At 67.4% G+C, this 23154-nt stretch carries 24 protein-coding genes; 15 read left to right on the top strand and 9 right to left on the bottom strand.

Annotation, left to right across the window (positions count from 1 at the left end; genetic code table 11):
* Positions 1–72 precede the first annotated feature (72 nt).
* Positions 73–1392 carry a GGDEF domain-containing protein gene (locus ACLARN_RS22080; protein WP_409493344.1) on the top strand — a complete coding sequence of 440 codons (1320 nt, stop codon included), beginning with the start codon at positions 73–75 and terminating at the stop codon, positions 1390–1392.
* Here the strand turns inward: ACLARN_RS22080 and ACLARN_RS22085 are convergent.
* Positions 1389–1970 (bottom strand): TetR/AcrR family transcriptional regulator, encoded by a 582-nt coding sequence (locus ACLARN_RS22085; RefSeq protein WP_409493492.1) that lies wholly within the window; start codon positions 1968–1970, stop codon positions 1389–1391. The genes ACLARN_RS22080 and ACLARN_RS22085 overlap by 4 nt on opposite strands.
* 133 nt (positions 1971–2103) lie before the next feature.
* Between ACLARN_RS22085 and ACLARN_RS22090 the strand changes: the two genes are divergently transcribed.
* On the top strand, positions 2104–3330 hold the full coding sequence (locus tag ACLARN_RS22090; RefSeq protein WP_409493345.1) for a lipase family protein: 1227 nt from the start codon (positions 2104–2106) through the stop codon (positions 3328–3330).
* 72 nt (positions 3331–3402) lie between these two features.
* On the opposite strand, the gene ACLARN_RS22095 is transcribed toward ACLARN_RS22090, so the two are convergent.
* Positions 3403–3810 (bottom strand): DUF3151 domain-containing protein, encoded by a 408-nt coding sequence (locus ACLARN_RS22095; protein ID WP_076156306.1) that lies wholly within the window; start codon positions 3808–3810, stop codon positions 3403–3405.
* Positions 3811–4042: 232 nt separating this feature from the next.
* Here ACLARN_RS22095 and ACLARN_RS22100 point away from each other — a divergent pair, with 232 nt between their 5' ends.
* Positions 4043–5260 (top strand): hypothetical protein, encoded by a 1218-nt coding sequence (locus tag ACLARN_RS22100; protein ID WP_409493346.1) that lies wholly within the window; start codon positions 4043–4045, stop codon positions 5258–5260.
* Positions 5261–5263: 3 nt separating this feature from the next.
* Here the strand turns inward: ACLARN_RS22100 and ACLARN_RS22105 are convergent, their stop codons facing one another.
* From ACLARN_RS22105 to ACLARN_RS22115, 3 genes are all read right to left on the bottom strand, one after another.
* Positions 5264–6538 carry an ATP-binding protein gene (locus tag ACLARN_RS22105; RefSeq protein WP_409493347.1) on the bottom strand — a complete coding sequence of 425 codons (1275 nt, stop codon included), beginning with the start codon at positions 6536–6538 and terminating at the stop codon, positions 5264–5266.
* Between the two features lie 211 nt (positions 6539–6749).
* A complete protein-coding gene (fbaA, locus tag ACLARN_RS22110) occupies positions 6750–7781 on the bottom strand; it encodes a class II fructose-bisphosphate aldolase (RefSeq protein ID WP_076156309.1) in 1032 nt (343 codons plus the stop codon).
* Between the two features lie 83 nt (positions 7782–7864).
* A complete protein-coding gene (locus ACLARN_RS22115; protein ID WP_409493348.1) occupies positions 7865–8686 on the bottom strand; it encodes an LLM class F420-dependent oxidoreductase in 822 nt (273 codons plus the stop codon).
* A 50-nt stretch (positions 8687–8736) separates the two neighbouring features.
* Between ACLARN_RS22115 and ACLARN_RS22120 the strand changes: the two genes are divergently transcribed.
* From ACLARN_RS22120 to ACLARN_RS22145, 6 genes are all read left to right on the top strand, one after another.
* Complete coding sequence (locus tag ACLARN_RS22120) at positions 8737–9648, top strand: aldo/keto reductase (RefSeq protein WP_409493349.1); 912 nt, start codon at positions 8737–8739, stop codon at positions 9646–9648.
* Between the two features lie 106 nt (positions 9649–9754).
* Entirely contained in the window at positions 9755–10645 is an 891-nt protein-coding gene (locus tag ACLARN_RS22125; RefSeq protein WP_409493350.1) for an SDR family oxidoreductase, read from the top strand.
* Positions 10646–10649: 4 nt separating this feature from the next.
* Positions 10650–11123 carry a pyridoxamine 5'-phosphate oxidase family protein gene (locus ACLARN_RS22130; RefSeq protein ID WP_409493351.1) on the top strand — a complete coding sequence of 158 codons (474 nt, stop codon included), beginning with the start codon at positions 10650–10652 and terminating at the stop codon, positions 11121–11123.
* Positions 11124–11202: 79 nt separating this feature from the next.
* The gene (locus ACLARN_RS22135) at positions 11203–12675 is read left to right on the top strand and encodes a flavin-containing monooxygenase (RefSeq protein WP_409493352.1); all 1473 of its coding nucleotides are present in this window, start codon (positions 11203–11205) and stop codon (positions 12673–12675) included.
* The gene (locus ACLARN_RS22140; protein WP_409493353.1) at positions 12672–13538 is read left to right on the top strand and encodes a metal-dependent hydrolase; all 867 of its coding nucleotides are present in this window, start codon (positions 12672–12674) and stop codon (positions 13536–13538) included. The genes ACLARN_RS22135 and ACLARN_RS22140 overlap by 4 nt, the downstream gene beginning before the upstream one ends.
* Positions 13535–14530 (top strand): oxidoreductase, encoded by a 996-nt coding sequence (locus tag ACLARN_RS22145; protein WP_409493354.1) that lies wholly within the window; start codon positions 13535–13537, stop codon positions 14528–14530. Before ACLARN_RS22140 ends, ACLARN_RS22145 begins: the two co-directional genes overlap by 4 nt.
* 4 nt (positions 14531–14534) lie before the next feature.
* Here ACLARN_RS22145 and ACLARN_RS22150 read toward each other — a convergent pair whose 3' ends face one another.
* On the bottom strand, positions 14535–14819 hold the full coding sequence (locus ACLARN_RS22150; RefSeq protein WP_409493355.1) for a YciI family protein: 285 nt from the start codon (positions 14817–14819) through the stop codon (positions 14535–14537).
* A gap of 161 nt (positions 14820–14980) precedes the next feature.
* On the opposite strand from ACLARN_RS22150, the gene ACLARN_RS22155 reads away from it, so the two are divergent.
* The 4 genes from ACLARN_RS22155 (at position 14981) to ACLARN_RS22170 (ending at position 18180) form a co-directional block, all read left to right on the top strand.
* Positions 14981–15556 carry a SigE family RNA polymerase sigma factor gene (locus tag ACLARN_RS22155; protein ID WP_409493356.1) on the top strand — a complete coding sequence of 192 codons (576 nt, stop codon included), beginning with the start codon at positions 14981–14983 and terminating at the stop codon, positions 15554–15556.
* Between the two features lie 91 nt (positions 15557–15647).
* Positions 15648–16850, top strand: a complete 1203-nt coding sequence (nagA, locus tag ACLARN_RS22160) for an N-acetylglucosamine-6-phosphate deacetylase (protein WP_409493493.1) — start codon at positions 15648–15650, stop codon at positions 16848–16850.
* Between the two features lie 16 nt (positions 16851–16866).
* Positions 16867–17250, top strand: coding sequence for a hypothetical protein (locus tag ACLARN_RS22165; protein WP_409493357.1), 384 nt, complete (start codon positions 16867–16869; stop codon positions 17248–17250).
* Positions 17251–17466: 216 nt separating this feature from the next.
* Positions 17467–18180: a DedA family protein gene (locus ACLARN_RS22170; protein WP_409493358.1), complete on the top strand. Its 714-nt coding sequence runs from the start codon at positions 17467–17469 to the stop codon at positions 18178–18180.
* A 67-nt stretch (positions 18181–18247) separates the two neighbouring features.
* Here the strand turns inward: ACLARN_RS22170 and ACLARN_RS22175 are convergent, their stop codons facing one another.
* Both ACLARN_RS22175 and ACLARN_RS22180 read right to left on the bottom strand, forming a co-directional pair.
* Positions 18248–19636: an FAD-binding oxidoreductase gene (locus ACLARN_RS22175; protein WP_409493359.1), complete on the bottom strand. Its 1389-nt coding sequence runs from the start codon at positions 19634–19636 to the stop codon at positions 18248–18250.
* Positions 19637–19655: 19 nt separating this feature from the next.
* Positions 19656–21140, bottom strand: a complete 1485-nt coding sequence (locus ACLARN_RS22180; RefSeq protein ID WP_409493360.1) for an MFS transporter — start codon at positions 21138–21140, stop codon at positions 19656–19658.
* Positions 21141–21231: 91 nt separating this feature from the next.
* Here ACLARN_RS22180 and ACLARN_RS22185 point away from each other — a divergent pair, with 91 nt between their 5' ends.
* Complete coding sequence (locus ACLARN_RS22185; protein WP_409493361.1) at positions 21232–21759, top strand: TetR/AcrR family transcriptional regulator; 528 nt, start codon at positions 21232–21234, stop codon at positions 21757–21759.
* Positions 21760–21972: 213 nt separating this feature from the next.
* On the opposite strand, the gene ACLARN_RS22190 is transcribed toward ACLARN_RS22185, so the two are convergent.
* Complete coding sequence (locus ACLARN_RS22190) at positions 21973–22398, bottom strand: PPOX class F420-dependent oxidoreductase (protein ID WP_409493362.1); 426 nt, start codon at positions 22396–22398, stop codon at positions 21973–21975.
* A gap of 234 nt (positions 22399–22632) precedes the next feature.
* Here ACLARN_RS22190 and ACLARN_RS22195 point away from each other — a divergent pair, with 234 nt between their 5' ends.
* Positions 22633–23151 (top strand): MarR family winged helix-turn-helix transcriptional regulator, encoded by a 519-nt coding sequence (locus tag ACLARN_RS22195; protein WP_409493363.1) that lies wholly within the window; start codon positions 22633–22635, stop codon positions 23149–23151.
* Positions 23152–23154: the final 3 nt, after the last annotated feature.

Consider the following 23154-nt stretch of genomic DNA (forward strand, 5'->3'; position numbering starts at 1 on the left):
CAGCCCGCAAGTCGGTAGAAGCTGTCCGTAAGTAGGGGGTTTCGGAGAATGACGCAAGAGTCAGGGGGAAAGATGATCACATCGGAGGAACGCGCTGGACATCGTTCGGCTCTCACGGTAGCGACGTGGGAGCTGTGGAAGAGGCCTAAGCACTGGATCGCCTACACCGGGCTGTCCGTGGCGTCGATGCTGGCACTGACGGGGGTCTTCGCCACATCCATCGCCATCACGTTTTCGCAGGTCTTGCTGTGTTTCCTGCTCGCGGGGCTCGCCATCGCGCATACCGAGGCGACCCGCCGGATCGAGCGGCAGAGGCGCAGTATGAGCGTCACCCCGCATATCAACATGACCTCGGTCTGGGTGCTGCCCGGTGCGATTCTGCTGCCGCCGCAGTTGACCGCGCTTCTCGTCACCGTGATTTATCTTCACCTCGGATACCGCAGTTGGGCAGGTCTTCGCACGGTCAACCCCCATCGAACTGTGGCGAACGCCACATCGATGACGCTGACCGCGTTCGCCGCCTGGGCGGCCGTTCAGGTCGTCGGCGCCGAAGTGGAGTCGGTGACTTCGATCTGCGCCGCGAGCCTCGCCTTCTTCTTGATGAACGCCGTCTTCACCGGCACCGGTCTGTACTTCGCGGCGCCGAAGAAGGCGACGATCCAGACTCTCCTCGGCTCGTGGGACGACAACATCCTCGAAGCGTCGACGGTCTGCATCGGCGCGCTGGTGCTCGCCGTGCTGCCCCACCAGCCGGTGCTCGTGCTGCTCGTCTTCCTGCCGCTGTACCTGTTGCAGCGTTCGGTGCTGATCAAGCAGCTCGAAGAACTCGCCACCACCGACCAGAAGACCCAGCTGCTCAACGCCACCACCTGGCAGCAGGGCGCCGTCCGTGAGGTCGCCCGCGCCGAGCGCGACAACGGCCAGTTCGGCGCGCTGATGATCGACCTCGACCACTTCAAGAGCATCAACGACACGTTCGGCCACCTGGCGGGCGACGACGTGCTCAAGGGGGTCGCGGCGCTGGTCAAGGCCGAAACCCGGGCGCAGGACCTCGCCGGCCGCTTCGGCGGCGAGGAGTTCGTCGTACTCCTGACCTCGTCTTCGAAGCAGGAGTCCGTCGCGGTCGCCGAGCGCATCCGGCAGCGGATCAGCGAGATGGTCATCAGGACGCAGGACAACGCGGGCAACAACGTCGTCATCGAGCAGCGGACGGCGTCGGTCGGCGTCGCGACGTTCCCGCTCGACGGCCGGACGATCGACGAGGTCATGGCCTCGGCCGACGCGTCCGTCTACGCGGCCAAACGCAACGGGCGCAACCGCGTCGTGTCCTCGCCGGACCTGGCGGCGGTCGCCGAAGAGGCTGGAAAGTCTCTGGAGGCCGTCGCGGCTTAACGCAACCGTTCCATCACGTCGGCGGCCTCGGTCCGAAGCCGGACCACGCCGCCGACGGTGAATTCGGTGAGCAGGTCGATGAGCGCGTCCGCGTCGGGCGGCTCGCCGTCCCAGCTCGCCTGGACGAGTGCTTCGGTCATCGCGAAGAACAAGGTGACCAGCGCCTTGTCCGCGCGGCCCGAGTCGACGCCGTGGCGTGCCCAGCGCTGACGGCTCGCCTCGGTGTAGACCTCCGCGAGCCGCTCCCGCAGCCGGGTGAGGGCCGGATCGCCCATGCGCTCCGCCTCGCGCAGCACCGGGAACGCGTCGGGGTTCGCCGCGACGAAGGCGAACATGTTGGCGTAGTTGCCGCGCGCCCAAGACCGGAGTTCGGGCTGCGAAAGGTCGAGGGCGGGCGCGCCGATCGCCTCGAAGGCGCGCTCCTCGATATCCGCCACGACCTGGGCGAACAGTGTCACGCGGTCGCCGAACTGTTCGTAGACGGCTTGGCGGGACACTCCCGCGCGCCGGGCGATCTGCTCGATCGTCGCGGCCTGCGCGCCGTGCGCGGCGAAGACACCGGCCGCCGAAGCCAGCACCCGAGCGCGTTGCTCATCGAGGGGGAGTTTGCGCGGTCTCCCTCTCGGCGCCGGACTTGACATTGTGCGCCACCTCACCGACTCTTTTTCGACATCCCTGTCGGAAAATGTTTCTGCTCAACGAGGAGCAAGCATGCGTCCAGGATCCCGGCGCGGTGTGTCCGCCGCCGTCTCAGCGGCCACCATCGCGGCCCTGCTGACCTTCGGGGCACAGCAGGCCGTCGCCGCCCCGTCCTTCTACGACCCCCCGTCGCCACTGCCCGCGGGTGCTCCCGGCGACATCATCCGGCACGAACCGTCCACGTTCTACGTCGATCCCGTGAAACTCATCAAGGCCGACGCGGACGTCCAGCGGATCATGTACCGCAGCACCGACACCCACGGCAGGCCGAACGCCGTGACCGGCACCGTCCTCACCCCGAAGAAGGCGTGGAACGGGCCCGGCGAGCGGCCGGTCATCGGCTACGCGGCCGGGACACAGGGCGTCGGCGACCAGTGCGCGCCGTCGAAGGCCCTCTCCGCAGGCATGGAGTACGAAGGGCCCTTCATCGCCGGGTTGCTGCTTCGCGGCTACGGCATCGTCGTCACCGACTACGAAGGCCTCGGCACTCCCGGCGTCCACACGTACGTCAACCGCGTCGCCGAGGGCAACGCCGTCCTCGACTCGATCCGCGCGGCGCAGCGCCTGCCCGAAGCGAACCTGCCGGACAGCGGCCCGGTCGCGACCGCCGGCTACTCCCAGGGCGGCGGGGCATCGGCGTCGGCCGCCGAACTCCAGCCGTCGTACGCGCCCGAACTCAGGCTGAAAGGCTCGTACGCGGGCGCCGTCCCGGCGAACCTGGCCGAGGTCGGCAAGAACATCGACGGGCACTACGCCTTCGGTTTCCTCGGATTCACGCTGGTCAGCATGGACGCGGCGTATCCGGAACTGAAGATCCCGGCCCTGCTCAACGCGAAGGGCGTCGAGGCGTTCGAGAAGGTCAAGCAGGAGTGCACAGTGGACGCGATCTTCGCGCACGCGTTCACCCAGTCGAAGAACCTGACCAAGGACGGCAGGCCGCTGACCGCGTACCTCGGCGAAGAGCCGTTCAAGACGCGTGTCGACCAGCAGCTCATCGGGGCGCGGAAGCCGGGAGCGCCGACGCTGGTCGTCCACAGTGCGCTCGACGACATCGTGCCCTACGCGCAGGGACGGACCATGGCGCGCTCGTGGTGCGCGAAGGGCGCGAAGGTGCAGTTCTCGACTTCGCTGGTTCCGACGCACGTCGGCGGGGCGATCCGGGCTTTCCCGGAGGCGTTCGCCTGGCTTGAGGGTCGCTTCGCGGGGCTGCCCGCCTTCGGCAACTGCGGCCTCTTCTAGGGGGTCACGATTGTTATAAACGGTCCGTTCATAACAAATCCTGTTATGAACGGACCGTTCATAACACCTGGCTCACTTGAGGCCGGTCGCCTCCGCGGCGGCGGGGTCCGAGTCGCTGAGGAAGGTCCGGCAGCGGTCGTACTCCTCGGTCTCGCCGATCTTGCCGGCGGCCTTGCCGAGGACGGCGAGGGAACGCAGGAAGCCCTGGTTCGGACGGTGCGCCCACGGCACCGGCCCGTGTCCCTTCCAGCCCGCGCGGCGGAGCTGGTCGAGGCCGCGGTGGTAACCGGTGCGGGCGTACGCGTAGGCGGCGACGGTCTCGCCGGCGTCGAACGCCTTCTCGGCGAGCGAAGCCCAGGCCTCGCTGTAGTCGGGGTGCTCGGCGGCGACGGCGGCCGGGTCGCTCCCGGCGTCCAGCGCCGCCTGCGCGGCGGTGTGCTCGGGAAGGTGCGTCGGCTGGGGGCCGAGGAGGTTCGTCATGCGGCCCATTGTCCCCGTGCCCTGTGACTAGAAGAACAGGCTCCCGAGAATGCCCCCACCGGCCAGCACCAGAGCGGCGACGAGGATCGCCGCGACAAGTCGTTTCGGCATCATGGCGGCACACCTTGCCCTGCTTCGCACGCCGACCGCAAATCCGCCACCCCTACGGGTGAACCCCGATTTTCCACCCCAAATGCCCATCCCGTGATCTGGAGCAGGGAAGATGTCCGGCATGACAAAGGCGACAGAAGTGACCGGGGACCTCTCGCCGGGTGTCATTCCCCGCAGTCCGATCGCGAAGACGAAGCTGTTCTTCAAGCTGCACTGGCATCGCGGCGCGCCAGGACAGGCGACGCCGGGTTGGGTGCTGAACTTCTGCTACGGCATGTGGCTCGCCGCGTTCGCCTTCAAACTGGTGGGCTCGTCCTGGGACATGTCGTGGCATTTCATGTGGCTCCGGGACGATCTGGCCCCGCCGCACCTGATCAACACCGTCGGCACGGTGATCATCATGGTGCTCGTCGCGATCCACAGCTACACCGGGATGGGCGCCGACCGACGCTCGCTGCGGCTGATGCAGATCGGGCTCGTGGTGTTCCTGATCGCGGCGCCGCTGGACGTCATCAACCACCGCGTCAACGGTCTCGACCTGACCGCGTGGAGCCCGTCGCACATGATGCTCTACATCGGCACGGGCATCATGCAGGCCGGCGTGATCATGGGCTGGCTGAAGTACGCCAAGCCCGGCCGGATGCGCACCGGTGTCCTGATCGGACTGTGGACGTTCTTCCTGGAGAACACCTTCTTCCCGAACGGTCAGCAGGAGTACGGCATCCTCGGCCTGCGCGCCTGGGAGCGCGGCACGCCCGAGGCGGAGCCCGAACTGCTGAACTTCGCCGCGAACCAGATCGGGCATCCGGTCGACCGGGTGGCGGTCGAGTACTTCACGATGCCGATCGACGACTGGGTCTACCCGCTGTGGGGCATCGGCGTGATGGCGCTGATCTTCGCGCTGGCGCGGCACACGACCGGCTTCCGCTGGGCTGGCACCACGGTCGCGGCGGCCTACCTCGGCTACCGGCTGGTGATGTGGCCGCTGCTGCTCGGGATGGGCTTCCCGATCTCGGTCGTGCCGTTCTACCTGCTCGCCGTCGGGCTCGCGGTCGACCTGGCGTTCCGCATCGGCCGGGGGCATCCGCTGCTGACCGCGGGCGTCGGCGCGCTGCTGGTGACGGCGTTCGGCTACGGGATGCTGTGGGTGCAGTCGCAGTTCCGGCCGTGGCTCCTCGGCGACGCGCATACGGAGTCGGCGCCGCCGGTGGCCTACTGGACGGCCGCGGTCTGCCTGGTCGGGGTCGGCGCGCTGTGGGCCGCCGCCGGACCGGGGACGCGGGCGGTGAACTCGCTGCTTGAGAAGCGCCGGAGCCGCACGGAGCTTCCGGCTAGCTGAGCCTCAAGCCGATTCGTGCCCGGCCTGCCACAACGAAGCGAGCGGGAGCGCCATCAGCCGATCACCGAAGCTGATGGCGCCCTGGCTCCCGGTGTGCAGAACGAACCCTTGTGTGAACTGATCGCCGAGAAGGTCCCGTAACTGGGCGAGCCCTCGGAAGTCCGCCGCGGTCACCGTGTCCCGCGCCTTCGATTCGACACCGACGATCTGTCCGTCGTCCCGCTCCAAGACCACATCGACCTCCGCACCGCCGCTCACTCGCCAGTGATGCAGCCGGACCTCGGCTTCGCTCCACGTCGCCTGCTTCGCGAGTTCGTTGACGATGAAGGTCTCGACAAGGGGGCCACGAGTCGGCGCCACCGGCTTCGCCAGCGATTCCGGGGAGACGCCCAGCAAAGAAGCGGCGAGTCCCGTGTCGGTGAGGTGGAGCTTGGCGTGCTTCACCGCCCGGGAAGTCAGGTTTCGTGACCACGCCGGGAGCCGATGGACCAGGAACACCGCTTCGAGCAATTCGACGTACTTGTTCACCGTGGTGCGGTGAAGGCCGGTCCTGGTCGATGTGTTCACGCTGTTGTGCTCTTGCGCTGTGATGGAGGCCAGGTAGGACAACAAGGCCGTCATGGCGCTGGGTTCGTTGATCCTGGCCATTTCCCGGATGTCCCGCTCCGAGATGGCCCGCACATAGGCACGGAACCAGGCTTTACGCGCCCGCACGCCACCGAGAAGCGCGGGCTCGGGGAACCCACCACGGCAGATGCGCGCGAAGTAGTCCGTGCGATCGACGCCCGAAGGGCCGAGGTCCAGCAGACGGCTGGGTTCGTCGAAAGCGACATCGATGAACCGCTCGAAGCTCCCCTCGAACTCACCCTGCGAAAACGGCCAAACGTCGACGACGACGCCCCTGCCTGCCAAGGATTCGGACAGGCTCGGCGTAGCCAGGAATCGTGTGGAACCCGCCAGGACGTAGCGCCCCGCCCCGCTTTCCGCATCGACTTTCGCTTTGATGGCCCTGATCAGCGGGTCGCCTGCCCGCTGCACCTCGTCGATGAGCCTGGGTTCCGGACCGGTACCCGCGAACCCGACGGGATCGGCGATGGCTGCCTGCAGAAGCTGCTCGTCGTCCAGATTGAAAGAGCTCCCACCGTGACGCCGGTGAAGGTGCCCGAGCATGGTCGTCTTGCCGGCCTGGCGAGGGCCGTTGAGGATCACGACTCGGAAGTTCGACAGGTACTCCTCAGCGACGGCGCAACTGGCCCGCACCAGGTCCGATTCGGCCATAGCTCCTCAGAGATACCGGGGTCGTGTACATCTCACAGTACCTCTGAGCGACATTTCACGGTCGAGTGAACCGACATTCCACAGTGCAAGTGATCGACATTTTGCTGATCTTGAAGCTGCTAGTCCCAGGCCCATCCCCAGTGCTATGAACGGCCCGTTACTTGCAAATTTTGCAAGTAACGGGCCGTTCATGGCACGCGGGTCAGTCGGATCAGGAGAGCTTGTTGCCCGCCGAACCCAGCGACTGAGCGGCCTCGACGATGCGAGCGGCCATGCCGGCCTCGGCGGCCTTGAGGTAGCTACGCGGGTCGTAGACCTTCTTGTTGCCGACCTCGCCGTCGATCTTCAGGACGCCGTCGTAGTTCTTGAAGAAGTGCTCCGCGATCGGACGCGTGAAGGCGTACTGCGTGTCGGTGTCGACGTTCATCTTCACGACGCCGTAGGACACCGCCTCGCGGATCTCCTCCGGCAGCGAGCCGGAACCGCCGTGGAAGACCAGCTCGAACGGCTTCGAACCGGCGGGGAGGCCGAGCTTCTTCGACGCCGCCTCCTGGCCGCCCTTGAGCACGTCCGGGCGCAGCTTCACGTTGCCGGGCTTGTAGACGCCGTGCACGTTGCCGAAGGTCGCGGCCAGCAGGTAGCGGCCGTTCTCGCCGGAGCCGAGCGCGTCGATCGTCTTCAGGAAGTCGCCCTCGGCGGTGTACAGCTTCTCGTTGATCTCGGCTTCGACGCCGTCTTCCTCGCCGCCGACGACGCCGATCTCGACCTCGAGGATGATGTTCGCGGCCGCGGCCTTGGCGAGCAGCTCCTGCGCGATCTCGAGGTTCTCGTCGAGGTCGATCGCGGAGCCGTCCCACATGTGGCTCTGGAACAGCGGGTTCTGGCCGTTCTTGACCCGCTCGGCCGAGATCTCGATCAGCGGGCGGACGAAGCCGTCGAGCTTGTCCTTAGGGCAGTGGTCGGTGTGCAGCGCGACGTTCACGTCGTACTTGGCGGCGACGACCTGGGCGAACTCGGCGAGCGCGACCGAACCGGTCACCATGTCCTTGACCTTCTGGCCGGACGCGAACTCCGCGCCGCCGGTGGAGAACTGGATGATCCCGTCGCTCTCCGCCTCGGCGAACCCGCGGATCGCGGCGTTCAGGGTCTCCGACGAGGTCACGTTGATGGCCGGGTAGGCGAATTCGTTCGCCTTCGCCCGGTCGAGCATCTCCGCGTAGACCTCGGGGGTGGCGATGGGCATCGTTTACTCCTCCTCGAAGCAGGCTGGTGCACCTCTCGGCCGCATCGTACGAGGTGGGCCGGGAGGTGCCTACAGCCGTCGTATCAGAGAAGGACGCCGGCGAGCGCCCGGTAGACCGGAAGCGGGTCGGGGTTCAGTACCTGGATGTTCACGTGGTCCGCCCCGGCTTCGAGGTGCGCGGTGACGCCGCGGGCGACCGTCTCGGCGTCCCCGTGGACGGCCAGCGCGTCGACCAGCCTGTCGCTGCCTTCGCCTGCCAGGTCCTCGTCGGTGAAACCGAGGTTGCGCAGGGAGTTCGTGTAGTTGACCAGGCCGAGGTAGAACCCGACACCCGTTCGGCCGATGGCACGGGCCTTCGCGGGATCGGTCTCGAGGACGACTTTCTGCTCGGGCGCGAGCAGCGGTCCTTCGCCGAGGATCTCGCGCGCCTGACGCGTGTGTTCGGGCGTCATCAGGTACGGGTGGGCTCCCGCCGTGCGGTCTCCTGCGAGTTTGATCACCTTCGGGCCGAGAGCGGCCAGCGCGCGGCCGTCGACGGGTACTCCGGCGGCATCGAGGGCGTCGAGGTACTCGACCAGCGCGGTGTACGGCTTCTTGAACTCCGCGGTGTGCTCGCGGTGCCCGGCGCCGACGCCGAGCAGGAAGCGGCCCGGGTGCTTCGCCTCGATACGCTTGTACGACTCCGCGACCGTGGCCGCGTCGTCCTTCCAGATGTTGACGATGCCGGTGGCCACCTTGATCGACTTCGTGGAGTCGAGGAGTTCCTCCGCCTTCGCGAGGTCACCCGACGGTGAGCCGCCGAGCCAGATGGCGCCGTAGCCGAGTTCTTCCAGCTCACGAGCCAGCTCGGGGGTGAACACGCTTTCGTGCTGCCAGATGCCGATCCTGCCGAGTTCGATTCCCATGTACCTGGCCAACACCGCGGGCGGGCGATGTCTTCCCTTAAGTTCGGGGTATGGCGAAACTCGGCAACACCGACCTCGACGTCCGGGGGATCAACCTCGGCGGGAACGTCTTCGGCTGGACCGCGGACGAGCAGCAGTCCTTCGCCGTCCTCGACGCCTACACAGCGGCGGGCGGCAACTTCATCGACAGCGCCGACCTGTACTCCAAGGGTGGCTCCGAGACGATCATCGGCAACTGGCTGACCAAGCGCGGCCGCCGCGACGACGTCGTCATCGCGACCAAGACCGGGATGTGGGACGAGCGGAAAGGCCTGTCGGCGGCCAACATCGCGGCGGCGGCCGAAGACTCGCTGCGGCGGCTCCAGACCGACCACATCGACCTCTACTACGCGCACATCGACGATCCGGAGACCCCGATCGAAGAGACGCTGCGGGCCTTCGACGCACTCGTGCGCGCGGGCAAGGTCCGCTACATCGCGGCGTCGAACTACTCCGCGGAACGCCTGTCCGAAGCACTGTCCATTTCGGACCGCGAAGGCTTGGCGAAGTACGCCGTCCTGCAGCCGCACTACAACCTCGTCGAGCGGGACTACGAAACCGAACTGGCGCCGACGGTCGAGCGCGAAGGCCTGACCATCCTGCCGTATTTCGCGCTGGCCAAGGGTTTCCTCGCCGGGAAGTACCGCTCGAAGGACGCCATCGGCGACAGCCCGCGCGCCGCCCGCGCTTCGTCCTATTTGGACGAACGCGGAGAGCGTGTCCTCGCCACACTGGACGCGATCGCGGCCGACCGCGGCGTCACGGTCGCGGCGGTCTCGCTGGCGTGGCTGTTCGCGCGGCCGACCGTCACCGCGCCCATCGCGAGCGCGCGCTCGGTCGAGCAACTGAACGACCTCCTGCCCGCGGCCGACCTCACCCTCACCGCCGAGGAGATCGACGCCCTCACCACCGCGTCGCGCTGAAACCCCCCGCAATTCGGCACCTACTTGCGGACTTACTTGCGGGTAGCTTACTCCGGGTAGGTTGGGGTACCGTCCGAAAGCCGTAGGGCTCGGACGAGGAGGCAACGTGGCCAAGAACAGCGTGAACGGCAAGGTCGTCCTGATCACCGGCGCCGCGAGGGGCATCGGCGCGGGGCTCGCCGAACGCCTGGCCGCGCAGGGCGCGAAGGTCGCCTTGGTCGGCATCGAAGCCAAAGAACAGCAGGTGGTCGCCGACAAGATCGGCCCCGCCGCCCACGCCTGGGAAGCCGACGTCACCAGCTGGGACGACCTCGAACGGGCCACCGCGGGCGTCGTCGAGCACTTCGGCGGGATCGACATCGTCATCGCGAACGCCGGCATCGCGACGTCCGGTTTCGTCCGGTCGGTGGATCCGGCCGCCTTCGAGAAGGTCATCGAGGTCGACCTCCTCGGCGTCTGGCGCACCTTCCGCGTCACGATCCCGCACGTCATCGAGCGCAAGGGCTACCTGCTCGCGATCTCCTCGCTGGCCGCGATCACCCACGCCCCCGGCATGGCCAACTACGCCGCCGCGAAGGCGGGCGTCGAGGCGTTCTCCAACAGCCTCCGCGCCGAAGTCGCCCACCTCGGCGTGAAGGTCGGCGTCGCGCACCCCACCTGGATCCGCACCGACCTCGTCGAGAGCGCCGACAAGCACCCGGTCTTCGGCAAGCTCCGCACCGGGATGCCCGGCCTGCTCGGCAAGACCTACCCGCTGTCCGTCGCCCTCGACCTCCTCCAGGCCGGGGTCAACAAACGCGCCCGCACCATCCACGTCCCGCGCTGGGTCGGCGGGCTCAAGCTGATCCGCGCGTTCCTGCCGCCGATCATCGAGATCGGCGCGAAGAGCCGGATCAAGAAGGCGGACGCGGCCGCCCTCGTGGACATCGAGCAGCGTGGCGCGTACGAATCTTCAATAACCGGTCAGGCAGGCCGGGCCGCCACGAAGAAGGGCTGACCGCATGTCGCGTCGCGACCAGATCCGCATGACACCCGACGAGCTCACCGCGTATCTCGACGAGCAGAAGGTCATCAACGTCGCGACGATCGGGCCCAACGGCCGTCCCCATCTCGCCCCGCTCTGGTACTACCCGCACGAGTCGGGCATCGCGACCTGGACCTACGGCTCGTCCCAGAAGGCGAAGAACCTGGAGCGCGACCCGCGCGCCACCGTGCTCATCGAGGACGGCGACGCCTACGACAAGCTCCGCGGGATCTCCCTCGAAGCCGACGTCGAGGTCATCACCGATACGGCCGTGGTCACCCAGATGGGTATCAAGCTGACCCAGCGGTACGCGGGCGCGAAGCCCGGCGATCCGGTGCCAGACGAGCTGGCGGGGTTCATCGGCAAGCAGGCCCCGAAGCGAATCGGCCTGATTTTCCGGCCGACCAAGATCGTGAGCTGGGATCACTCGAAGCTCGGCGGAACATACTGACCGGTAAGTCGTACTAGAAAGTAACTGTTACTTCCGGTAACGTCATCTGCGCAAGAACGCCTCGACGTGGAGGGCACAGATGACCGAGCGATTCAAGGTCGTGATCGTGGGCACCGGATTCTCCGGGCTCGGCCAGGCCATCCAGCTCGAAAAGGCCGGGATCTCCGACTACGTGATCCTGGAGAAGGCGGACGAAGTCGGCGGTACGTGGCGTGACAACTCGTACCCCGGCTGCGCCTGCGACGTGCAGTCCCACATGTACTCGTTCTCGTACGAGCAGAACCCGGACTGGTCGCGGTCGTTCTCGCCCGCCCCGGAGATCTTCCAGTACCTCAAGGACGTCACCGACAAGTACCGGCTGCGGGACAAGATCCGGTTCGGCGTCGAACTCACCGGCGCCGACTGGGACGAGACCACGCGCCGCTGGCACGTCCACACCAAGGCTGGCCGGACGATCGAGGCCCAGTTCGTCGTCTCCGGCGTCGGCGGCCTGCACATCCCGCAGGTCCCCAAGCTGCCCGGGATCGAGAAGTTCAAGGGTCAGACCTGGCATTCCGCGCAGTGGAACCACGAGTACGACCTGCGTGGCAAGAAGGTCGCCGTGGTCGGCACCGGCGCCAGCGCGATCCAGTTCGTGCCGGAGATCGCCCCCGAGGTCACCGAACTGACGCTGTTCCAGCGCACGCCGCCGTGGATCATGCCGAAGCCAGACCACGCCATGCCCGGCTGGGCCAAGACCGCGTTCCGCCGGATCCCCGGCATGCAACGGCTCTACCGCAACGCGCTCTACTGGTTCCTCGAAGCGCGAGCGATCGGCTTCAACGGCCACCCCGCGATGATGAAGGCGGGCGAGGTGATCGCGAAACGCCACATCGGCAAGGGTGTCAAGGATCCCGCGCTGCGCAAGAAGGTCACCCCTGACTACACCATGGGCTGCAAACGGGTGCTGATCTCCAACGACTACTACCCGGCGATCAATCGGTCCAATGTGGACGTCAACACCGACGGTGTCCGCGAGGTCAAGGCGCACAGCGTCGTCGACGGGAACGGCGTCGAGCACGAGGTCGACGCGATCATCTACGGCACCGGTTTCAAGGTCACGGATGCCTTGGAATACCTGGACATCACCGGGATCGACGGCCGCGACCTCGCCAAGGAATGGGCCACCGAGGGGATGCGCACGCACAAGGGGATCAACGTCGCCGGCTTCCCCAACCTGTTCTTCCTCCTCGGCCCGAACACCGCGCTGGGCCACAACTCCGTGGTGTTCATGATCGAATCGCAGTCGCGCTACGTCGTCGACGCGATCAAGCTCGCCGACTCGCGCGGCGCCGCGGCGCTCGACGTGCGGCCCGGCGTGCAGGAGAAGTTCCAGCGCGAGATCCAGGAAAAGCTCGTCAAGGGCGTGTGGACCCAGGGCGGTTGCAAGAGCTGGTATCTCGACGCGAAGGGCGTCAACCGCACGATCTGGCCCGGCTTCACCTGGCGTTACTGGCTCCAGACCCGCAAGGTCGACGCGACCGACTACGAGCTCAGCGGGAGGTCGTCGTGACGGAGCACGAGCAGATCGTCCTGCACGCGCGTGACGTCGAGTTCGACTGGGCGTCGCTGCCGATGCACTGGATCCCCGGCGAACCGCAGGCGACGCACACGATCAACGTGCTGCACCTGGCGCTGCCGGAGGGCGAACGCTGGTTCGTCGAGGTGTTCAAACAGGCAGTGCCGCTGATCCGCGACGAACGGCTCAAGGAGGACGTCCTCGGTTTCATTGGCCAGGAGGCCATGCACGCCGAGGCGCACGACGGCGCGGCCGAACACCTCGAAGCGGCGGGCGTCCACGTCCGGCCGTACATCGCGCAGATGGAGTGGATGTTCCGCCGTCTGCTCGGCGATCGTCCGCTGTCCGCCAAACGGCGGGAAGAATGGCTGATCGAACGGCTCGCCATCATCGCCGCGATCGAGCACTACACCGCCTTCCTCGGCCAATGGATCCTCGACGCCAAGGAACTCGACGCCGCGAACGCGCATCCGACGATGCTGGATCTCCTGCGCTGGCACGGCGCCGAAGAGGTCGAGCACCGTTCTGTCGCTTTCGACCTGTTCATGCATCTCGACGGGCGCTACGGCCGCCGCGTGCGCAGCATGCTCGTGGTGACGCCGGTGCTCGCGTGGGTCTTCTTGCGCGGCACCAGGTTCCTCATGAAGAACGACCCGACCCGGCCGGGCAAGACAAGTTTCAAGACATATCTGCGAGTGGCGAAACTCGGGCTTCTGCCGTCCGGCAGGCAGTTGCGGCGCGAGATCCGGCCGTATTTCCGGAAGTCCTACCATCCCACCGAAACCGGAAATACCGACCAAGCCGTCGCGTACCTCGCGAGTTCCCCGGCCGCGCTGGCGGCCGACGAACCACGATGACGCGCCCGCTGCGGCTCGACGGCAGCGGGCGGACCGACCGCGTGATGGCGTCGCTGACCGCTGTCGTCGCGGTGTACCGCAGGCTCAGCGGGGTGAGCGGACGTCGTCGTCCCCCGGTGCTCGCCGTCGATCGCGATCTCCCGCTGGTCGTCGACGACGTCCGCGTCGAGGCCGAAGGCGTGGTCAGCGTGCGCCTGGTGCACGAAAACGGCGAACCGTTGCCCCGGTGGCGTCCTGGCGCGCACGTCGACCTCTCACCGCGGCCGGGGCTGGTCCGGCAGTACTCCCTGTGCGGCGACCCGGACGACCGCTCGGCCTACCGCGTCGGCGTCCGGCTGCTCGGCGAGGGATCGACTGCGGTGCACGCCTTGAAGAAGGGCGCGCGGATCACGGTGCGCGGCCCGCGCAACGCGTTCCCGTTCGTCGCGAGCCCGGCTTACCTGTTCGTCGCGGGCGGTATCGGGATCACGCCGATCCTGCCGATGGTGCGGCAGGCGGCCGCGTCCGGCGCGGACTGGCGGCTGGTCTACACCGGCCGCGACCGGGCTTCGATGCCGTTCCTGGAGGAATTGTCCGAATTCGAAGACCGAGTCTGGATCCGGCCGGACACCGAGTACGGGATCCCCGCCTCGGGCGCGGAACTGCTCGAAGGGGCAGAAAAGAGTGCCCCGATTTACTGCTGCGGCCCGATTCCGATGATCGTCGGCGTCCGGACTGACGCGGCGCTGCGGACTTCCGGGCCCGTGTTCTTCGAGCGGTTCTCGACGCCACCGATCGTCGGTGGCAAGCCGTTCCGCGTCGAACTGGCCCGCAGCAGTGTGACGCTGGACGTGCCCGCCGACCGGACGACACTCGACGTCCTGCGCGAAACCGTGCCCGGTATCGCCTACTCGTGCCGCCAAGGGTTCTGCGGGACCTGCGAACTGCCGACGGTGACCGGCGACCGCGTCCGGATCTGCGTCGAACGCGAGCCGGTCACCCTCGATCTCTGACGGGTCAGGATTCCTTCGGCAGCCAGGCGCCGATCACCGGCTTGAACTCGCGGACGGTGCGCTCCGCGACGACGCCTTCCAGGTGGTACGGGTCCTGGTCGATGATCTCGGTCAGCGCGGTCTCGTCGGCCGCCTGGTAGAGCGAGATGCCGCCGGAGCCGTCGCCCAGCGGGCCGCCGAGCGCGACAACGCCCTGGTCGGCGAGGTCGGAGAGGAATTTCCGGTGCCGCGGCCGCACCTCCTCCAGCTTCTCCTGCACGTACCGGATCTCCACCAGGAACCAGGCCATCGACGTCTCCAAGATCGCTTCAACAGTGCCGTCGCAGACGCTATCCGACTCCGGAACGGGTTCTCAGGATCCGATCAGGCAGAGGTCCCGCCCCACCCGATACGCTGATCGCGCCACGCACAGGTTGTGCTTCAAAGGGGTAAATGAACAGGTAGGGGTACATGCTCGAGGGCAACGCGGAACGCAGTGTCGAGGCGACCCTCGGCCATCTGCGCACCATGGACGGACCGGTCACGCCACCGCCGCCTGCGGCGCCGCTGACCCTTGAGGATCTCTATCGCCAGCATCGGATGCGGCTGGTCCGGCTGGCCATCCTGCTCGTGGACGAACCGGCCACGGCCGAGGACGTCGTCCAGGAGGCGTTCACCGGGCTCCACCGCAACTGGGGAAAGCTGCGGGACGCCGCCGCGGCCGTCGGCTACCTGCGCACCGCGGTGGTCAACGGATCACGCAGTGTGCTGCGCCGCCGCAAGACCGCTCGCGAGTACGTCGCGCCGCACGCCGTCAACGCGCGTTCGGCCGAAAGCCTCGCCATGCTGTCGAGTGAACATCAGGCCGTTGTGAGCGCTTTGTCCAAACTGCCGCCCCGTCAGCGCGAAGTTCTGGTGCTCCGTTACTACGGTGGGCTGAGTGAGGCCGAGATTTCCGAGGCCGCCGGTATTTCGAAAGGTACCGTGAAGTCAACCGCCAGCCGGGCGCTGGAGGCACTGCAGAAAGCGATGCAGTCGCCGAACTGACACCCGGCCTTAATCTCGACCGCTGGGTTGTGCCGCCATGCTTGGTCCAGACCAATATATGCTGGGGGGCGTGAGAGGCGCCGGAGATTTCGTGATCGTGGGCGGCCGGGTCGTCGCCCCGGACCGTGTCCTAGACGACGGCTGGCTGGCTATCGCCGGCGGCAAGATCGTCCAAGTCGGTTCCGGGACACCCCCGGACATCGACCGCGTCCCTGTGGACGGGTGCCTGGTGGTGCCCGGCTTCATCGACACCCACTGCCACGGCGGTGGGGGCGGGTCGTTCTCCAGCGGGAATCCCGAGGAGCTGCTCCGCGCGGTGCGCGCGCATCGGCGACACGGGACCACGACCATGCTCGGCAGCCTCGTCTCGGACCCCGTTCCGGTGCTCAGGGACCAGATCGCGGCCCTGCGAGAGCTGGTCCAAGAGGGTGAACTTGCCGGAATTCACCTTGAAGGACCCTTCATCTCGAAGGCGCGCTGCGGGGCGCACGACCCGGCGACCCTGATCGAGCCGGATACGGCGACCGTCAACGCGCTGCTCGGCGCGGGCCGCGGCGACATCCGGATGGTCACCCTCGCCCCCGAACTGCACGGCGGGATCAAGGCGGTACGGCAACTGGCCGAATCGGGCGTCATCGCCGCGATCGGGCACACCGACGGCGTCGAGGACCAGATCATCCCCGCGATCGACGCGGGCGCCTCCGTCGCGACGCACCTCTTCAACGCCATGCGGCCCCTCCACCACCGCGAGCCGGGCCCGATCGGCGCCCTCCTCGACGACGAGCGTGTCACCGTCGAACTGATCTGCGACCTCGTCCACGTGCACCCGACGGTGCTGCGGCTGGCCGCGCACCACGCCGGCAAGGGCCGGACGGTGCTCATCACCGACGCCATGTCGGCCACCGACGCCGCCGACGGCAGCTACATCCTCGGCCGCCTCGAGGTCGACGTCCGCGACGGTGTCGCCACGCTGGCCGGGAACGGCTCGCTGGCGGGCAGCACGCTGACCATGGACGCGGCCTTCCGCAACCTGGTCCGCGGCGCGGGTATCGACCTGCTCGACGCCGTCCGCGCGACCTCCGGACGACCGGCCGAACTGCTTGGCATCGCCGACCGGACCGGTTCGCTGCGAGCCGGGCTCGCGGCCGACGTCGTCGTGCTCGACCGCGACCTGCGACCGGCCAAGGTGCTGCGCCAGGGCGAGTGGGTCAAGGACGAGGCTGCGGCTACATTGAGCGCCACGGCCCCACTGAGCGGTGCGGTCGAAGGCGGTGTTTCGGTCAGCGACGGGTAACGGCGAAGGGAGTCGGATGAGCGAGCCCAAGGACCCGGAGAAGCTCCTAGCCGACGCCTTGCGCGCTCAAGCCGTCTTCGCCCCTTCGGCGGAGCGGATCACCGAGGCTTCCGCCGAGAACCCGGTCAAATCGGACACCGAGAGTGATCCTGAGCCGTCCACGGGAGAACACGAGCTGCCGCTGCAGTACGGGCTGCTTTCCGGTGCCGGTGCCAACTCGCTCGAACGGGAGCGCGTCGCACTGGAGGACGCCGAAACGGCCAGGCTGGCGGAGCGTCCGACGCCACCTCCGGCGCCTTCGCCCAGCAGCGCGCCGCTGCCCGCGTACTGGGTGTTGCTGCTGGCTGTGCTGCTGGGACTGGCCGCCGGTTCGGTGGTCGGGCTGCTCACGCTGATCTGAGCCGCCCTCTCCCGCCGGGTCAGGCGCTGTCCTGTGAGTCTGTTCGATGGGCTTCGTGATCCAGGCGGTTCCTGACGGTGCGGGCGGTTCGGCCTCGTACCGGGTCGTACTCGGCTGGACCGCCCGTGCCGTCAGGAACCGCCTGGGCGCGAAGACCGCGAACAGACTCACAGGACAGTGCCTAAGGCACTCAGCGTCACCCTGTACCGTTTTGGTGTGATCCTGGCGCAGAACAACGTGACGACGATGGGCCTCCTGCCGGAGTGGCTGGACCCGATGCACCTGCTGAGCGGGCTGACCGTCCCGGTCATCACCGTGCTCTGCCTGATCATCTTCATCGAGAGCAGCATCTTCCCGGTGCTGCCCGGTGACTCGCTGCTCTTCACCGCGGGCCTGCTCATCGCGAGCGGCTCGATCGAAGCGCCGCTGTGGCTGGTGTGTGTCCTGGTCACCGTCGCGGCGCTGCTCGGCAACCTGCTCGGCTACGGCCTCGGCTGGAAGGTCGGGCCCTGGCTGTTCCGCAAGCCCGACTCGAAGTTCTTCAACAAGAAGTACGTCGATCAGACACACGCCTTCCTGGAGAAGCACGGGCCGAAGGCGGTCGTGCTGGCGCGGTTCGTGCCGTTCGTGCGGACGTTCATCACCTGGATCGCGGGCATCGGCAAGATGGACCCGAAGAAGTACTTCACCTACACCGTCATCGGCGGCATCCTGTGGGCCGCCGGGATCACCGCGCTCGGCCACCTGCTCGGCGACATCCCGTTCATCCGCGACAACATCGACGCGATCTTCATCCTGATCGTGCTGATCTCCGTGGTGCCGATCGTGCTCGAGTACCTGAAGTCCCGCCGCGAGAAGAAGCACGCGGCCGCCGCCGCTCCGGCCGCGGACATGGACGCGACGCAGCAGATCCCGCGCGTGCGCGACTGACCTCTCCTACGTGCCATGAACGGCCCGTTACTTGCGAAATTTGCAAGCAACGGGCCGTTCATGGCGTTCAGAGGGAGAACATCGAACCCGGGTTGAACAGGTTCCCCGGGTCGAGAGCCTGCTTGATCTGGCGGTGGACGCGAAGGCCCACTTCGCCGATCTCCCTGGCGAGCCACTCGCGCTTGATCCGGCCGATGCCGTGCTCGCCGGTGACCGTCCCGCCCAGCGACAGGGCGACCTCCAGAATCGCGTCGAAAGCCTTCCGCGCGCGGGCGAACTCCTCTTCGGAGTCCGGTGAGTAGACGATCGTCGGGTGCATGTTGCCGTCACCGGCGTGGCCGACGACGGCGATCCGCAGCCCCACCTCTTCGCTGATCCGCTCGCAACCGGCGATCAGTTCGGCGATGCGGGTGCGCGGCACGCAGACGTCGTCGGTCAGCCAGACGCCGTACAGTTCCAGCGCGGTGAGCACGACCCGCCGTGCCTGCAGCAGCATCTTGCCCTCTTCGAGATCCTCGGTGGCGTAGGCCAGATCCGCGCCACAGTCGATGCAGATCTGTTCCAGCGCCGCGAGTTCCCGCCGCGCGACCTCGCCGCCGGCGTCGGATTGCCCTAGCAGCAAGGCTTTGCAGTCCGCGCTGGTGCCGAGGTCGGTCTTGAGATAAGCCTCGGCGGCCTTGATGGACGTCGCGTCCATGATCTCCAGCAGCGACGGCACCAGCCCCTCGCGCACGACTCGCGCGACGGCCTCACCGGCGGCCTCCGTGCTGTTGAAGGCCGCGACGAGCGTGGAAGGCAGCTGTGGCAACGGTTTCAGCGCGACGGTCGCCTGCGTGATCACGCCGAGCGTGCCCTCACTGCCGACGAAGAGCCGCGCGAGGTCGTAGCCCGCGACACCCTTCACCGTGCGGCGCCCGGTCTTCAGCAGCGACCCATCGGCGAGTACGACTTCCAGTCCCAGCACGGAATCCGTGGTGACGCCGTACTTCACGCAGCACAGTCCACCGGCGTTGGTGGACAGGTTGCCGCCGAGGGTGCACCAGTCGTAGCTGGACGGGTCGGGCGGATAGAAGAGGCCGTGCTTCTCCACCGCGTTGCGGAAATCGAGGTTCACCACGCCGGGCTGCACGACGGCGAGGCGGTTGCCCTCGTCGATCTCGACGATCTGGTCGAGTTTGGTCAGCACCAGCACGACACAGCCGTCGATCGCGTTCGCGGCGCCGGACAGACCACTGCCGGCGCCGCGGGGCACGATCGGCACCTCGAACTCCGCGCAGGCCTTGACCACGGCCCGCACACCCTCGACGTCGGACGGCAGCACCACCGCGAGGGGCTTGCCCGCCTCGGCGAGCGGCATCATGTCGCGCGAGTAGGCGTCCGTGACATCGGAGTCGGTGAGCACCGCGGCCTTGCCGAGATGCTCGCGGAGACGGGTGACCAAGGCGTCGTTGCTCATGCCCTCATCGTAGGCTCGATTAGATCCGCACTGCGGAACTTTTCTTCCGATCGAGCAGAATGTAGGCCTGAGCACCTGTATAGACGAGCACGGCCACGCCCGCCCATGCGGTGACGTGCATGCCCTGCGTGAAGGCCTCGCGAGCCGACTCCAGCAGCGCCTGCCCTTCGGCGGGGGCGAGCTGCTGCGCGGTGGCGACGGCGCCGCCGAGCGTGTCCCGCGCGGACTCGGCCGTGCCCTCCGGCAGGCCGGACCGGTAGACCGCGGTCGCCACACTGCCCAGGATGGCGGTGCCGAGGGCGCCACCCAGCTCGAACCCGGTCTCGGAAATCGCCGACGCGGCCCCGGCCCGCTCGGCCGGAGCGGCCGAGATGACCAGGTCGTTCGTGAGCGTCTCCGACAGGGCGACACCGCCCCCGAGCAGCGTGAACGACACCACGACGTACGCGAGCCCGCCGCCGGACGAGACCTGCGTCAACGCCAGGAACCCGACCGCGGCGACCAGGAGACCGCCACTGACCAGCACGGACACTCGGATCCGCTTCGCGAGCCATGCCGCGAGCAGCGCGCCGGTGATACCGGCGGCCGTCGCCGGGAGCATCCACAGCGCGGCGACGACAGGGGTCAGCCCGAGCACCAGCTGCAAGTACTGCGGCACCAGGAACAGCAGGCCGACCATGGCGAACACGCCGAGCATGTTCGTCACGACGGAGCCGCTGAAGGCCCGGTTCGAAAACAGCTTCAGGTCGAGCATCGGCTCGTCGAGGCGGTTCTGCCTGCGGACGAACGCCGCGCCGAGCGCGAGACCGATCAGGATGCTGACTGCGGCCTTCCACGTGAAGCCGTGTTCGGCGATCAGCTTGATGCCGTAGACCACCGGCAGCATCGCGGCCAGCGACAGCAGCGCCGACAACGGATCGAAGCGGCCCGGCTTCGGGTCACGCGCCTCCGGCAGCAGGAACGGTCCGACGACCAGCAGGATCAGCATCACCGGGACGTTGATGAGGAACACCGAACCCCACCAGAAGTGCTCCAGCAGCCAGCCGCCGAGCACCGGCCCGAGCGCCATTCCGCCGGAGAACCCGGCACTCCACACCGCGATCGCGGTCCGGCGTTGCTTGGGGTCGAGGAAGATGCTGCGGATCAGCGACAACGTCGACGGCATGAGCGTCGCGCCACCGACCCCGAGCAGGGCCCGGGCGATGATCAGCATGAACGCGCTGGTCGAGAAGGCCGCGAGCACCGACGCGGCACCGAACGCCGCGGCACCCATGAGCAGCAGCTTGCGGCGGCCGATGCGGTCGCCGAGCGTGCCCATCAGGACCAGCAGGCCCGCCAGCATGAACGAGTAGATGTCGACGATCCACAACTGCTCCGCACCGGTCGGCGCCAGATCCTCGGACAGGAACGGCAGCGCGAACCCGAGCACCGTCATGTCCACGCTGATCAGCAGCACCGGAAGCACCAGTACCGCCAACGCCCACCACTGCTTGCGCCCCGCCATGGCGCACTCTCCTCAATTAGGTAAACCGTCTGGACGGTACAGTTACCGCCCTGGTCGAAGGTAAACCGTCCAGACGGTATAGTCAACTGATATGGCGAAGCCCTCAGCGAAGGAACGGATCCTCGACTCGTACGAAGAGATCCTCATCGAACAGGGGCCCGGCGGCATCACCCTGGAAGCCGTCGCCGCGCACGCGGGGGTGTCGAAGGGTGGCCTGCTCTACCACTTCGGCTCGAAGGAAGCCCTGGTCGACGGCCTGATGGAGCGCCTCGCCACCTTGTCGGACGAGGACATCGAGCGCGCGCGAAAGGCACCCGAAGGTGTCGTTTCGTGGTACCTACGCACCGCGATCACCGACGTCACCCAGCGCAAGCCGCTGCATCGCACGACCATGGCGACGCTCCGGATCATGCTCAACGAGCCGCGGGTCTCCGAGGTGGTGCAGGTCTACAACCAGCGGGTCCACGACCTGATCAGTGAGCACGTCGACGACCCGCTGACCGCAGAACTGGTCATCCTGGTCGGCGACGGCCTCTACTTGCGGGCGGCACTCGGCCGGGACGACCCGAGCCCCCTCCTCGACCGGATCGACGAGATCAAGGCCCGCATCCAGCGCTGACCCACTTCGCGTTTAGCCCGCTAAACGCGATCGAGGCCGTAGACGCGCCCGAGGGTCGTCCGGCACGTTTCGGCACCTACTTGCGCAAGCCCCCACCGCGTTTCGTCCTCTAGTTGCGGTAGTTGCGCGCGCAACTACCGCATCTCCCGCAATTAGTCACCTACTTGCGTCAAGGCGAACGCGCGCACCCCGCTCTCCGTCGCAAGTAGGTGACTAATTGCGGGAGAGGCCGTAGACGCGCTCGATCGGGATGGTCAGCAGTACGCGCTGGTCGGCGACCATGGCGTCCCGGAACTCGTCCCAGTCCGGATGCTCGCCCCGCGCCCGGCGGTAGTGGTCCACCAGCGCGTCGACCGTGGCGTCGTCCCGCGAGGCCGCCGTCGGCGTCAGGACGGCCGGGCCCTCGACGACGACATAGCCGTTGCCGCTTTCGGTCGACACGTGGAAGGTCGCCCGCGGGTCGCGCTGGAGGTTCTTCGTCTTGGCGCGCGGCGCGGTGATCGAGATCAGGATCGTGCCGGCGTCCGCGTCGTAGAGGTAGTTGACGGTCGACAGCTGAGGCCTCCCGTCACGCTTGATGGTGGCGAGGGTGCCGAAGTTGCGGTCGGCGAGGATCGCGTAGAGCGCGGAGTCGGTCATGACTCCATCAAAGCGCGACCGGCCCGGCTTGTTCCACGGCGAGCAAAAGCCCTGCTCAGCGCCCCAAGACGGGCGAACCGGACAAACATGCACGAATAAATGTGCTTGCATGCGGCAACTAAAGTGTTGTCCGACACACAAGGTCACTTTCTCCTTGCGAGACTCCCGTGAGAGGAACATCCTTGCTCTAGGCAACTAGTTGCAGTGACCAAGCAACCGTCGAGAGAGACCACCATGACACCCACGACACCCGGCACCAGGTCGAAGTCCGACCTCGATCTGGCCGACACGCTCGGGCATGAGCTCGTGCGGCTCGTCCGCCTGGTCAACCGGGCGAAGTCCCAGGTGTCCAAGCAGGGGCCGGACGGCATCGAGCGGGCCGCGTACGCGATCCTCTTCTGCCTCATCCACGTCGGGCCCCAGCGGACCAGCAAACTCGCCGAGTTCCTGCACTCCGAGATCTCGACCATCAGCAGGCAGTCGAGTTCCCTCGTCCAGCACGGGCTGGTCGAGCGCCTGGCCGACCCCGAAGACGGCCGCGCCTGCCTGCTCGCACCGACCGCCGAAGGACATCGGGTCTTCGAGGAGAACCGCAAGCAGCGGAACCAGTGGCTCGCCGAGGTGCTCGGTGACTGGTCCGACGACGACCGGAAAGCCCTCAACTCGCTGTTCCACCGGCTGAACGACGACCTCGAAAAAACATCTCCACAGTTCGCCGACCCCGCGTCGGCGTCGAAGGCCAAGGGGGCCTGAAGC

It is taken from the genome of Amycolatopsis sp. cmx-11-12 (assembly GCF_046269425.1).
Lineage (GTDB): Bacteria > Actinomycetota > Actinomycetes > Mycobacteriales > Pseudonocardiaceae > Amycolatopsis.